Origin of the sequence: Kineosporia babensis (genome assembly GCF_021129305.1) — a bacterium.
In the GTDB taxonomy this organism is placed as follows: Bacteria; Actinomycetota; Actinomycetes; order Actinomycetales; family Kineosporiaceae; genus Kineosporia; species Kineosporia babensis.
In genome coordinates, this window is record NZ_JAJOMB010000023.1 from 56,459 (window position 1) to 68,703 (window position 12,245).

11 protein-coding genes and 1 riboswitch are annotated in these 12,245 nt (G+C 68.5%); of the genes, 4 read left to right on the forward strand and 7 right to left on the reverse strand.

Going from position 1 to position 12,245, the window contains the following annotated elements:
- Positions 1-40: 40 nt before the first annotated feature.
- From mmsA to LR394_RS32395, 4 genes are all read right to left on the reverse strand, one after another.
- Positions 41-1,576: a multiple monosaccharide ABC transporter ATP-binding protein gene (gene mmsA / locus LR394_RS32380; RefSeq protein ID WP_231448422.1), complete on the reverse strand. Its 1,536-nt coding sequence runs from the start codon at positions 1,574-1,576 to the stop codon at positions 41-43.
- A 97-nt stretch (positions 1,577-1,673) separates the two neighbouring features.
- Positions 1,674-2,801: a multiple monosaccharide ABC transporter substrate-binding protein gene (chvE, locus tag LR394_RS32385; RefSeq protein ID WP_269330154.1), complete on the reverse strand. Its 1,128-nt coding sequence runs from the start codon at positions 2,799-2,801 to the stop codon at positions 1,674-1,676.
- A 69-nt stretch (positions 2,802-2,870) separates the two neighbouring features.
- Positions 2,871-4,370, reverse strand: a complete 1,500-nt coding sequence (gene araA, locus LR394_RS32390) for an L-arabinose isomerase (protein WP_231448423.1) — start codon at positions 4,368-4,370, stop codon at positions 2,871-2,873.
- A 24-nt stretch (positions 4,371-4,394) separates the two neighbouring features.
- Positions 4,395-5,069: an L-ribulose-5-phosphate 4-epimerase gene (locus LR394_RS32395; protein ID WP_231448424.1), complete on the reverse strand. Its 675-nt coding sequence runs from the start codon at positions 5,067-5,069 to the stop codon at positions 4,395-4,397.
- Between the two features lie 627 nt (positions 5,070-5,696).
- Here LR394_RS32395 and LR394_RS32400 point away from each other — a divergent pair.
- Positions 5,697-6,020, forward strand: a complete 324-nt coding sequence (locus LR394_RS32400) for a hypothetical protein (RefSeq protein WP_231448425.1) — start codon at positions 5,697-5,699, stop codon at positions 6,018-6,020.
- 28 nt (positions 6,021-6,048) lie between these two features.
- Here LR394_RS32400 and LR394_RS32405 read toward each other — a convergent pair whose 3' ends face one another.
- The 3 genes from LR394_RS32405 to LR394_RS32415 all read right to left on the reverse strand — a co-directional run bounded on the left by LR394_RS32405 (position 6,049) and on the right by LR394_RS32415 (position 8,630).
- Entirely contained in the window at positions 6,049-6,363 is a 315-nt protein-coding gene (locus LR394_RS32405) for a DMT family transporter (RefSeq protein WP_231448426.1), read from the reverse strand.
- Between the two features lie 10 nt (positions 6,364-6,373).
- Positions 6,374-6,438: riboswitch (guanidine-III (ykkC-III) riboswitch) on the reverse strand.
- Between the two features lie 44 nt (positions 6,439-6,482).
- Positions 6,483-7,391, reverse strand: coding sequence for a ribokinase (locus tag LR394_RS32410; RefSeq protein ID WP_231448427.1), 909 nt, complete (start codon positions 7,389-7,391; stop codon positions 6,483-6,485).
- 12 nt (positions 7,392-7,403) lie between these two features.
- A complete protein-coding gene (locus tag LR394_RS32415) occupies positions 7,404-8,630 on the reverse strand; it encodes an MFS transporter (protein ID WP_231448428.1) in 1,227 nt (408 codons plus the stop codon).
- Between the two features lie 115 nt (positions 8,631-8,745).
- On the opposite strand from LR394_RS32415, the gene LR394_RS32420 reads away from it, so the two are divergent.
- The 3 genes from LR394_RS32420 (at position 8,746) to LR394_RS32430 (ending at position 12,216) form a co-directional block, all read left to right on the forward strand.
- Positions 8,746-9,639, forward strand: a complete 894-nt coding sequence (locus LR394_RS32420; protein WP_231448429.1) for a LysR family transcriptional regulator — start codon at positions 8,746-8,748, stop codon at positions 9,637-9,639.
- Positions 9,640-9,793: 154 nt separating this feature from the next.
- Positions 9,794-11,194, forward strand: coding sequence for a hemolysin family protein (locus LR394_RS32425; protein WP_407937172.1), 1,401 nt, complete (start codon positions 9,794-9,796; stop codon positions 11,192-11,194).
- On the forward strand, positions 11,191-12,216 hold the full coding sequence (locus tag LR394_RS32430; protein ID WP_231448431.1) for a hemolysin family protein: 1,026 nt from the start codon (positions 11,191-11,193) through the stop codon (positions 12,214-12,216). Before LR394_RS32425 ends, LR394_RS32430 begins: the two co-directional genes overlap by 4 nt.
- The last annotated feature ends 29 nt before the right edge of the window (positions 12,217-12,245 follow it).

Genomic DNA, 12,245 nt, shown 5'->3' on the forward strand with positions numbered 1-12,245 from the left:
TCGGTCGGGGTCGAGGAGGAATCGGTCGTAGCCATGGGTCTCACTCCTGCCCTCTGGTCATGTACTGCATGAGCAGCTCCTGGGTGGCTTCTTCACGAGGCACCTCGCCGGTGATCCGCCCGGCCGACAGGGCGTAGATCCGGTCGCAGATGCCCAGCAGCTCGGGCAGTTCGGAGGAGATCACCAGGATCGCCTTCCCCTCGGCCGCGAGCTGGTTGATGATCTGGTAGATCTCGTACTTGGCGCCGACGTCGATACCGCGCGTCGGCTCGTCGAGGATCAGCACGTCGGGATCGGTGTAGATCCACTTGGCCAGCACGACCTTCTGCTGGTTGCCGCCGCTGAGCTTGCCGGTGATCGAGGCCACGGTGGGCGCCTTGATCCGCAGGCTCTTGCGGTACCCCTCGGCGACCGACAGCTCACGGTTGTCGTCGACCCAGCCGCGGCGGGCGAGCTTGCCCAGGGCGGCGGCCGAGACGTTGCGCGTGATGTTGTCGATCAGGTTGAGGCCGTACCGCTTTCGGTCCTCGGTGGCGTAGGCCAGACCGTGCTGGATCGCCTGCCGCACGTTCTTGGCCTCGATCGGCTTGCCGAACTTGTACAGCTGGCCGCTGATCCCGGTGCCGTAGCTGCGGCCGAACACGCTCATCGCCAGTTCGGTCCGCCCGGCGCCCATCAGGCCCGCCAGACCGACGATCTCGCCGGCCCGCAGGCTGAGGTTGGCCTCGCGGATCAGGACCCGGCCGTGCTGGGTGGGGCTGTGCACGGTCCAGTTCTCGATCCGCAGCACCTCCGCACCGATCTCGATCGCGGGATCCTTCTCGGGGTAACGGTTCTCCAGGGAACGCCCGACCATCAGCGCGATGATCCGGTCCTCGGTGACCTCGTCCCGCTTCATGTGCAGGGTGTCGATCGTCTGACCGTCACGGATGATCGTGACCTGGTCGCTGATCGCCTGGATCTCGTTCAGCTTGTGCGAGATGATGACCGAGGTGATGCCCTCGTCCCGCAGGCCGCGCAGCAGACCGAGCAGGTGCTCGGAGTCGTCGTCGTTGAGCGCTGCGGTGGGCTCGTCGAGGATCAGCAGCTTGACCTTCTTCGACATCGCCTTGGCGATCTCGACCAGCTGCTGCTTGCCCACGCCCAGATCGATGATCTTGGTGGTGGGGTTCTCGGCCAGGCCGACCCGCTCGAGCAGCTCGGCCGCGCGCTGATTGGTCTCGTCCCAGTTGATCAGGCCACGGGTGGCCGTCTCGTTGCCGAGGAAGATGTTCTCCGCGATCGACAGCTCGGGCACCAGGGCAAGCTCCTGGTGGATGATCACGATGCCGAGGGCCTCGCTGTCGCGGGTCCCGCCGAACTGGCAGGTGTTGCCCTCGTAGACGATGTCGCCTTCGTACTCACCGTGCGGGTAGACCCCTGACAGAACCTTCATCAGGGTGGACTTCCCGGCGCCGTTCTCACCGCAGATGGCGTGGATCTCGCCCTCCGCCACCGTGAAAGTGACGTTCTGCAGCGCCTTCACGCCCGGGAAGGACTTGCTGATATTGCGCATTTCCAGAATGTTGCTGGGCATCCGTGCTCCTCAAAGGGCTCAGCAAGGGGATGCGCCGGGCCGCCCACATCCGGCGGAGGGGATGCCTGTGGGCGGCCCGGCTGCTGGGGAACTCAGGTCAGCTGAGTTCCGACTCTTCGTAGTAGCCCGAGTCCACGAGGGTTTCCTTGTAGTTGTCCTTGGTGACGATGACCGACTCCAGGAGCTGCGACGGAACGACCTTCTTGCCGTTGTCGTAGTCCTCGGTGTTGTTCACCTCGGGCTCCTCGCCCTTCATCACGGCGTCGGCCATGCCCACGGCCACGTCCGCCAGCTGGCGGGTGTCCTTGTAGATGGTCGAGTACTGCTCGCCGCCGGCGATCGACTTCACCGAGGCCAGCTCGGCGTCCTGGCCGGTGACGACCGGGAAGGGGTTCTCGGCGGTGCCGTAGCCGGTCAGCGCCGAGAGGATGCCGATGCTCATGCCGTCGTACGGGGACAGCACACCGTCGAGCTTGGTGTCACCCTTGTACGCCTTGGTGATCACGTTCTCCATGCGAGCCTGGGCCGTCTCCGGCTTCCACTGCAGGGTGGCGATCGTGTCGAAGTCGGTCTCGCCGCTGGGGACCACCAGGGTCTTGTCGTCGAGGAACGGCTTCAGGGTGTCCATCGCGCCGTCGTAGAAGAACGTGGCGTTGTTGTCGTCGGGCGAGCCGGCGAAGAGCTCGACGTTGAACGGGCCCTTCTCGTCGGTGCGGGTGGTGCCGTCCGCCTCGACCAGGCCCAGGCCCTGCAGCAGCGAGGTGGCCTGCTGCACGCCGACCTTGTAGTTGTCGAAGCTGGCGTAGTAGTCGACAGCCTCGGTGTCACGGATCAGGCGGTCGTAGGAGATGACCTTGATGCCCTGCTCCTGGGCCTGCTCCAGCTGCGAGGTCAGCGCCGTGCCGTCGATCGCGGCGACGATGAGAACCCGCGCGCCCTGGGCGATCTGGTTCTCGATCTGCTCGACCTGGGTCGGGATCTTGTCCTCGGCGTACTCGAGGCTGACCTCGTAGCCGAGCTCCTCGAGGGAGGCCTTCACGTTGTCGCCGTCAGCGATCCATCGCTCGGACGAACGGGTCGGCATGGTCACACCGACCAGCGAACCCTCGACATCGTCGCCCGCCTTGGGGGCGGTGGAACCGGTCTTCTCGGCCGAACCGCAGGCGGCCAGGGCGGCCACCATGGTCAGGCCGGCGACGATCCGAGTAACTTTGCTGCGTTGCATGTTCTCTCCGGTTGTTCAGACGGCCATCCTTGGCCGCCGGGCAGTTGCACTACTGGGAGGGGAGTTGCGTCAGAACCCTTGCGCCAGGCGGAAGTACGCCTGGTTCCACTTCAGTTCACGTCCGAACGAGCGGACGTCGGTCGAAGCGTCGATCATGGCGAGCTCGGTCCCGAGCATGTCGGCGAGATCGGCCAGGTGCTCCCCGTTCAGCGCGGAGGACAGCACCGTGTGGTGCGGACCGCCGGCGGTCAGCCAGGCCTCGGCCGAGGTGGCCAGGTCCGGCTGGGGCTTCCAGACGGCCCGGGCGACCGGCAGCTTGGGCAGGGCCTCGAGCGGTTCGACGACCTCGATCTCGTTGGCGACGAACCGGAACCGGTCTCCCATGTCGGCGATACCGATGGTGACCGCCGGACCCGGGACGGCGTCGAACACCATCCGCACCGGGTCCTCGCGGTCGCCGATACCCAGCGGGTGGATCTCGATCCGCGGGGTGGCGGCGGCGATGCTCGGGCACACCTCGAGCATGTGCGCGCCGAGAATCACTTCCTGTCCCGGCACCAGGTGGTAGGTGTAGTCCTCCATGAAGGAGGTACCACCGGGCAGGCCCTGGGCGGCGGCCTTGAGCGTGTGCAGGAGGACCGAGGTCTTCCAGTCGCCCTCGCCGCCGAATCCGTAACCGTCGGCCATCAGCCGCTGAACGCCCAGGCCGGGCAGCTGGCGAAGGCCGCCCAGGTCCTCGAAGTTCGTGGTGAAGGCGCCGAAACCGCCCTCGGTGAGGAAGGTCCGCAGCCCGAGCTCGATCCGCGCGCCGTAGCGCAGCGACTCGTGCCGCTCGCCCCCGGTACGCAGCTCCTCGGCCACGTCGTAAAGGTCCTGGTACTCCTTCACCAGCTCGGTGACGGAGGCGTCCTCGACCGCGTCGACGACCTCGACCAGCTCGTTCACACCGTAGGTGTTGACCGAGACCCCGAACTTCAGCTCGGCCTCGACCTTGTCGCCCTCGGTGACCGCGACGTTGCGCATGTTGTCGCCGAAGCGGGCCAGGCGCAGGGTGCGCACGGCCTGCCGGCCGGCCGCGGCCCGGGCCCAGGTGGCCACCTTCTCGATGGTGCGCGGGGAGCTGACGTGACCGGCGACGGTCTTGCGGGGGACGCCGAGACGGGTCTGGATGTAACCGAACTCGCGGTCGCCGTGGGCGGCCTGGTTCAGGTTCATGAAGTCCATGTCGATCGAGCCCCAGGGCAGGGCCTCGTTCGCCTGGGTGTGCAGGTGCAGCAGCGGCTTGGTCAGCGCGTCCAGGCCGGAGATCCACATCTTGGCCGGGGAGAAGGTGTGCATCCAGGCGATCAGCCCGATCACCCGCTCGTCCGAGTTGGCCTCGAGCATGATCCGGCGGATCGCGGCCGACTCCTTCAGAACCGGCTTCCAGACGATCTCGAAGGCGATGCCCTCGGCCGCGTCCAGCGCCTCGGAGATCTTCCGGGACTGGCCGGCGACCTGCTCGAGAACGTCGTCGCCGTAGAGGTTCTGGCTGCCGGTGAGGAACCAGATCTGGTACTGCTGCGTCATGTCGTAATCCCTAAGACGCCGCGCTCAGCGGCCGTAGACGTTCTGGTACCGGTCGAAGAGGCTGTCGATGTCGCTCTGGGCGATCCGCTCGACGGGGCCGAGGGTGCGGGCCAGATGCACGGTGCGGGCCACTTCCTCGAGCATGACCGCGGCCTTGACCGCCGCCTTGGCGCTCTTGCCGATGGTGAACGGGCCGTGCTGGGCCATCAGGACCGCCGGGGAGTTGCTGCCGGTCAGGGTCTCGACGATGCCGCGGCCGATCGAGTCGTCACCGATCAGCGCGAACGGGCCGACCGGGATGTCGCCACCGAACTCGTCCGCCATCATGGTCAGCACGCAGGGGATCGGCTCGCGCCGGGCCGCCCAGGCGGTGGCGAAGGGCGAGTGCGTGTGCACCACGCCGTTGACGTGCGGCATGTGCTTGTACACGTAGGCGTGCGCGGCGGTGTCGGAGGATGGGGAGTAGTTGCCCTCGACCAGGTTTCCGTCCAGGTCCACGACCACCATCGACTCGGCGTCGAGGTCGTCGTAGGACACCCCGGAGGGCTTGATCACGGCCAGGTCGGCGCCCGGCACGCGGGCGGAGACGTTGCCCGCGGTCCAGACCACCAGGCCGTTGCGGGGCAGCTCGGCGTGCAGCCGGGCCACCTCCTCGCGGATGCCTGACAGCGTGGCGCGGATGTCTTCGGTGACGGTCACGGCTTCCCAGCAATCTGCTCCGCGGGCCCACGGCGTCGCAGAGCGGTCGATCTCTTCGGAGCGTCGCTGTGACCCAGCGGGCGGGGGCCGGAATCGGCTCTGACGGCTACGGCCGGCGGCTTACTGAGCAGCCGTTGCGCCGCCATGCCCGTCTCCCTCGACTGAGTCAAAGATTGTGAACGTTAACAACGTTCGCCGATGTGAGAGCTTGAGGGACAGGCCACATCCGTGTCAAGGATGTCTTTCGGCCCCCCTCAGAGGCCACCCGAATCGATCTTGTTCCCAGTTCAGAGGCCCGCCGGAAGCTCCGCCGCGATCTCGACGACAGCCTGAACTGGGACTTTGTGACCGTTAACTACTCACTAACCGGGCATTCGCTCCGCGCGGTATCAGACCACAACGTGTGTTGCGGATGTGACAGAAGGCGCCGTTAACGTCGACAAGTGGTCGATTACGGCCGCCGAGCGGTAGCAAGTCTGCGCCGAACGGTCGCCCGGGACCTTCGGACCGCCGATGAGCGGCAGGAGTTTTCCGGCCGATCGGCCGATCCGACCACCCCCGGTCACCAACCGTAGACTGTGAACTTCGCACGGTGATCGAAGGTGGGGTGGGCCGGTGAGACCGGGAGTGCAATCGCGCCTTTCGGTGCGCTACCGGCGCTCGATCAGCACCGTCCGGGTCAGCGCGATCGGGGCCGGCACCCTGGCCCTGACCGCAGCCACGGAACTGCTGGTGGTGCTCACCGCGAGGTCGCGGGCCCAGGACGGCGGATTCCTCGACGCCGTCCTGGGCACCTGCGCACTGGCGGTCGCTCCGCTGATCACCATGGTGTTCGCGGTGCTCTGGCTACGCCGCTCGGTGCTGAACTACCGGCAGCTGCTCACGGAGACGTGTTTCTGGGTGGTGGTCTGCGATGCCCTGGTGGTGCTGCTCAGCCTCCAGGGCCGCTGAGTGGGCCCCCAGTTCAGCGAGTCAGCTTTCAGTGAGTCAGCTTCAGCCCGACCACGCCGCCGACGATCATCGCCAGCAGCAGGATCTTGGTGGCCGAGACCGTCTCCTGGCCGGTGAACATCGCGAAGGCCACGGTGAGCACCGCGCCGATGCCGACCCAGACCGCGTACGAGGTACCGATCGGCAGGGTACGCATGGCGTAGGCCAGGCCGGCCATGCTGGCTACCAGGCCGACGGCGAAGACCACGGTGGGGCCGAGTTTGCTGAAACCTTCGGAACGGCCGAGAGCGGTGGCCCAGACTGCCTCGAGCACCCCGGAGACGACAAGAACGATCCATGCCATGACGAGCCTCCCGATGCCGTCTTGTCGCGTTCCGGGTACGGCATCCCTCGTCCGGGGGCTGCGACGCAGCAGGCCCTACGGTTCAGACAATCAAACCCGCGAGCCGTTGTCCACACGGCCTAGTTCGGAAAGGCCTTCAGCACCGCCGAACGGGTGGGGATGCTGCTGGCGGCTCCGGGCTGCTGCACGGCCAGGGCGCTCACCGAGGTGGCGAAGCGGGCCGCCGCGACCAGACGTTCGCGCAGGTCCAAAGCGGTTTCCGAGCAGTCCAGTTCGGCTGCGAGCGCACCGCAGAAGGCATCTCCGGCACCGGTGGTGTCCACGACCGGCACCCGGTGGGCCGGGATCCGGACCTGCTCCTGACCCCGGACCGCGATCAGCGAACCTTCGGCGCCGAGAGTGAGCACCACCGCCGGAACCCGTTCCAGCAGAGCGTCGGCCAGGGTGGCGGCCTCGGCCGGGGAACCGTACAGGTCGGCCGCCTCGTGCTCGTTCACGATCAGCACGTGGACGAGTTTCAGCAGGTCAGGCGAAACCTCGCGGGTGGGGGCCGCGTTCAGCAGGACCAGGGCACCCTCGGCCGCCGACGAAGCCGCCTGCAGCATGGCGCTTTCCGGAATCTCCTGCTGCATCAGCAGAACCCGGGCCCGGCCGACGAGTGCGCGCTCGTTCGCGGTGAGTTCGGTGATGGTGGCGTTGGCGCCCGGGACCACGATGATCACGTTCTCGCCGTCGTCGCCCACGGTGATCCAGGCGGTGCCGGTCGGCGCCTCGGTGGTGCGCACCCGGGCCTCGACCTGAGCCCCGCGCAACTGCGCGAGCAGACGTGCGGCGGCCGCGTCGTTCCCCATCGCCCCGACGAAAACCGTTTCGGCGCCGCTGCGACCCGACCCGATGGCCTGGTTCGCGCCCTTGCCGCCCGGGTGCTCCGCGACGTCCGTACCCAGGATCGTCTCCCCCGGCCCGGGGATCCGCGGGGCGCGCACGACATGGTCGAGATTCACACTGCCGACCACACAGACCGCCATCACGCGCACCTTTCACCCACGGTTCGAGGGCACCAACCTTAGTGCGACCGTCGCCAGCATCACCGTCAAGGCGGCCGCGAACCAGGTCAGCACGGTGGCGGTGTCGAAGCTGCGTACCCCCAGGCCCATTCCCAGCACCGGGATGATCAGACCGAAGTAGCCGATCAGGAACAGCCCGGCCAGGGCCTCGCCGCGCCGGGCGGGCGCCGCCATCGCGACCACGGCGCCGATCGCCGCCTTGAACAGCACTCCCGCGCCGATCCCGGCCAGCACGCCGCCGAGCACGAAGGCGACCAGGCTCTCGGCGTGCGTCCCGATCACCGTGACCACCAGACCGGCCACCTCGAACAGCAGACCAGCGGTGAGCTTGGCCCGGGCGCTCAGCCGGGCGGTGACGATCTGGGCCACCGCGGCCGCCCCGAACACCACGAACACGATCACCCCGGCCAGCGCCCGGGACGGCTGGTTCAGCGTGCCCGCCACGAAGCCCGGGGCCACCGAGGTGAACAGGCCGAAGACCGCGAAGGCGACGAACGCGGCGGCTGCGGCGGCGATGTACCCGGCCGGGTCACCGTGGTCGGCGCTGACCCGCTGCGGGCGATAGGCCGGCCTCACCTCGGGACGCTTCACCGTCTCCGGGGCGATCAGCACGGCGGCCACCGCGAGCAGCAGGAGCAGCGCGAACACCAGGTACGGCGTGCGCAGCGGCGCGTTCACCCACTGAGCGAGGAATCCGGCGATCAGCGGGCCGAAGCCGAGACCACCGATGTTGGCGGCGGTGGAGACCATCTCGAAACGCTGCGCCGGGGCGCCGGGACGGTGGGCGGCGTGCAGTTCGGCCAGGTGCGCGGTGGCGGTGGCGGTGATCATGCCGACGCCCAGACCGGTGATCACCCGGGCGATCAGCAGCACGGTCAGGTCGGTGCTGACGATGAACAGCCCGGCCGCCAGCAGTTCCAGCAGCAGGGCGGGCACCAGCACCCGGCGCCGGCCCACCCAGTCGGAGACGTGCCCGGCCAGGATCAGGCTGATCACCACGCCGACCGCGTAGGCGGCGAAGACCACGGTGACCATGAACGTGGAGAACCCGTCGCGGGCCATGTACAGCGGGTAGAGCGGGGTGGGGACGGTCGAGAACGCCATCGCGGTGAGGAAGGCGAAGGCGATCAGCCAGAATCCGGTGCCGTGCCGGTGCGAGCCCCGGACGGTGGCTCTCGGCAGGGTGGCGGCCTGGGACATGACGTGTGCTCCGGTGTCGAGAAGGGGTGTGCCGGTCCAATGTCGCGCTCGGCAGCTATCGCGTCCAACGAATGTTCACGCTGGTTGCCATCGCGATCCGCGATAGCTTGAGTGGGTGGAGCTTCGCCATCTGGAGTACTTCGTCGCGGTCGCCGAGGAGCAGAACTTCACCCGCGCCGCCGAGCGGCTGCACATCGTGCAGTCTGCGGTTTCTGCGGCGGTCAAGCAGCTGGAGCGCAGTCTGGGTTCGCAGTTGCTGGAACGCGGTTCGCGCCGGGTCAGCCTGACCGACGCGGGGGCCGAGTTGCTGCCGCACGCCCGAGCAACTTTGGACGCGGCCCGCGACGCCCGCGATGCGGTCGCCCGGGTGCGGGGCGGCCTGGGTGGGTCGTTACGGATCGGCGTGCTCACTTCGATCCGTTTTGTCGACGTACCGGCGCTTCTGGGCGAGTACCACCGGCGTCATCCCGGGGTGCAGTTGCACACTCGCACCGCCCCGACCGGCACCCAGGGCCTGTTCGAACTACTGGCCGAGCATCGTCTCGACCTTGCCTTCGTCACCCCGGGTGGGCCCCGGCCGGCCGGGGTGCAGCTGATCGACCTGGCCTCCTCGATGCTGGACCTGGTGCTGCCGCAGGGACATCCGCTGGCCGCGCAGGAGAGCGTGGCGATCCAGCAGCTGGCCGACCTGAACTTCATCGACGCACCGGTCGGGTACGGCAGCCGCAGCGTGGCCGACCTGGCCTTCGCCTCGGCCGGGGTGCGCCGCCGGGTGGTCATCGAGATCACCGAGTACGCGATCGGCCCGGACTACGTCCGCAACGGCCTGGGCGTGGCGCTGTTCCCGCGCTACGGCCTGGCCGGGGTGCCCGGAATCGCGGTGCGCCCGGTCACCGGCGCCGACCTGACCTTCCCGCTGGCCCTGGCGGTGCCCGCCGACCGGGCGCCGAGTGCGGCGGCCCGGGCCCTGATCGGGCTGATCCAGGAGCGGGTGAACCCGGACAAATGACGCCGGGCTGAAAATGCCTGCTCACGGTGGGAACCAGCCCCGCCGATGGCACGTTATGCGCGGGAGAGTTGGACCCACGACGGAGAGAGATGGACGACTACCACTATCCATGCCCCCAGATCTGCGCCACTGACGCGGTGAAGGGGGGAACGTACTGATGTGGATCCTGACCCTGCTCCTGGGAATCCTGGTAGTGCTGGCGATCACCGCCGTCACCGGGTATTTCGTGGCGCAGGAATTCGCTTACATGGCGGTTGACCGGGCCGCCTTGAACGCCCGGGCCGCCGCGGGAGACACCGCGGCCGAGCGGGCCCTGAAGGTCACCCGGCGCACGTCGTTCATGTTGTCCGGCGCCCAGCTGGGGATCACCGTGACCGGCCTGCTGGTCGGTTACGTGGCCGAACCGCTGATCGGCGAGGCGATCGGTGAGGCCCTCGGCGGCGTCGGCATCCCGCAGGGTGTCGGCATCGCGATCGGCACGGTGTTCGCGCTGATCTTCGCCACCGGTGTGCAGATGATCTTCGGTGAGCTGTTCCCGAAGAACCTGGCGATCGCCAAACCCGATCCGGTGGCGCTGTGGCTGGCCGCCTCGACGACGATCTACCTGGCCCTGTTCGGCTGGCTGATCCAGATCTTCGACAAGTCGTCGAACGCCCTGCTGAAGGTGCTGGGGATCGAGCCCGCGCACGACGTGGAGCACTCGGCCACCGCCCGCGACCTGGAGCACATCGTCGCGGAGTCGGCCGAGAGCGGCGACCTGCCCAAGGAGCTGTCGCTGCTGCTGGACCGGATCCTCGACTTCCCGCAGCAGGACGTGCATCACGCGATGATCCCGCGGCACGCGGTGGGCGTGGTGCATGCCGGGGACACCCTGGCCGAGGTGCGCGAGCAGATGAGCAAGGGGCACAGCCGCTACCCCGTCCTCGACGAGGACGACCAGGTGGTCGGCGTGGTGCACCTGCAGGACGTGCTGCCGCTGGCGGCCGACCACCCGGGTACCGCGGCCGACATCATGCGCCCGGCCACCCTGGTGCCGACCACCATGCCGCTGCCCACCCTGCTGCAGCTGCTGGTGGTCAAGCGCGCCCAGATGGCCTGCGTGCTGGACGAGTACGGCGGTTTCATCGGCCTGATCACGGCCGAGGACCTGGCCGAGGAGCTGGTCGGCGAGATCACCGACGAGCACGACCCGGCCGAGCCGGGCAAGGGCGCGCGCCGGCCGCAGGGCGAGAACGGCACCTGGGTGCTACCCGGTTCCACCCCGCTGGACGAGGTGGAGCGGGCGGTCGACATGGACCTGCCGCGTGGTGACTTCGAGACGCTGGCCGGCCTGGTGATCGCCCGGTACGGCTCGCTGCCCGGGGTGGGCACGGTGGTCGAGGTCGAGCTGCCGATCGACCCGGCGCTGCTGGCGATGGACGGCGACCCGCCGCGTTTCGTCGTCCAGGCCGAGGTGCTGCGGGTGGACCGGCACGTGCCGGCCGAGCTGCGGCTGCGGATCGAGCAGGTCGAAGAGCCCGAAGCGTCCGACACCCATGAGGAGGTGCACCAGTGAGCAACCCGATCGTCGTCATCGTGGCGACCGTCGCGCTGATCGCGCTGAGCGCCTTCTTCGTGGCCATCGAGTTCGCCCTGCTGGCCGCGAAACGACACCGGCTGGAAGATCTGGCGGTGAACAGCGGGGCGGCCCGGGCGGCGCTGCGCAGCTCGTCCGAGCTGACCGTGGTACTGGCCGGCTCGCAGCTCGGGATCACCGCCTGCACCCTGGCGCTGGGGGCGGTGACCAAGCCGGCCGTGCACCACTGGCTCACCCCGATGTTCGAGTCCTGGGGCATGGGCTACCTGCCGGCCGACATCGTCGGTTTCGTCCTGGCCCTGCTGATCGTCACCTTCCTGCACCTGGTGGTGGGTGAGATGGCGCCGAAGTCCTGGGCGATCGCGCACCCGGAGACCTCCTCGGTGCTGCTGGCGCTGCCGATGCGGGCGTTCATGGCGCTCACCCGGCCCCTGCTGACCCTGCTGAACGAGATGGCCAACTGGTGCCTGCGCAAGGTCAACGTGGAACCGGCCGAGCAGGTGGCCTCGGGCCGGAACCCGGCCGCGCTGCGCAGTCTGGTCGAGCACTCGGCCAGCACCGGGGCGCTCGAGGTGGGCTACTCCGACCGGATCAACAACGCCCTGCAGCTGGAGTCGCTGACCATCGGCGACCTGGTGCAGCGCGAGCGCAGCACCACCTCGGTGCCGCCGGGCGCGGACGTGCGGGCGGTGCGGGAGGCCACCCAGGCCTCCGGTCACCTGCGCATCCTGATCGGTGAGGGCGACTCGATGAACGCGGTGGTGCACGTGCGGGACACCCTGATGGCGCCGGACGACGCCCCGGCCGAGTCGCTGGCCCGGCCGGTGTACCAGCTGCCGGTCGAGACCAAGGTGTTCCAGGCGATGAACCAGATGCGGGAGACCCGTAACCACCTGGCCGCGGTCACCGAGGACGGCCGCTTCGTGGGTGTGATCACCCTGGCCGACCTGCTGGAACGGCTGTTCCCGGAGTCGGTCCCGGAGCCGGTTCCGGCCGCTTGAGGTAACTGATCCGGTACGTCGTCGGACCC

Excerpts from the sequence above, each read along its gene's own strand:
- LR394_RS32405 (WP_231448426.1), bottom strand. The coding sequence starts at position 6,363 with ATGGCATGGATCGTTCTTGTCGTCTCCGGGGTGCTCGAGGCAGTCTGG.
- araA (WP_231448423.1), bottom strand. The coding sequence starts at position 4,370 with ATGACGCAGCAGTACCAGATCTGGTTCCTCACCGGCAGCCAGAACCTC.
- mmsA (WP_231448422.1), bottom strand. The coding sequence starts at position 1,576 with ATGCCCAGCAACATTCTGGAAATGCGCAATATCAGCAAGTCCTTCCCG.
- LR394_RS32415 (WP_231448428.1), bottom strand. The coding sequence starts at position 8,630 with ATGTCCCAGGCCGCCACCCTGCCGAGAGCCACCGTCCGGGGCTCGCAC.
- chvE (WP_269330154.1), bottom strand. The coding sequence starts at position 2,801 with ATGCAACGCAGCAAAGTTACTCGGATCGTCGCCGGCCTGACCATGGTG.
- LR394_RS32410 (WP_231448427.1), bottom strand. The coding sequence starts at position 7,391 with ATGGCGGTCTGTGTGGTCGGCAGTGTGAATCTCGACCATGTCGTGCGC.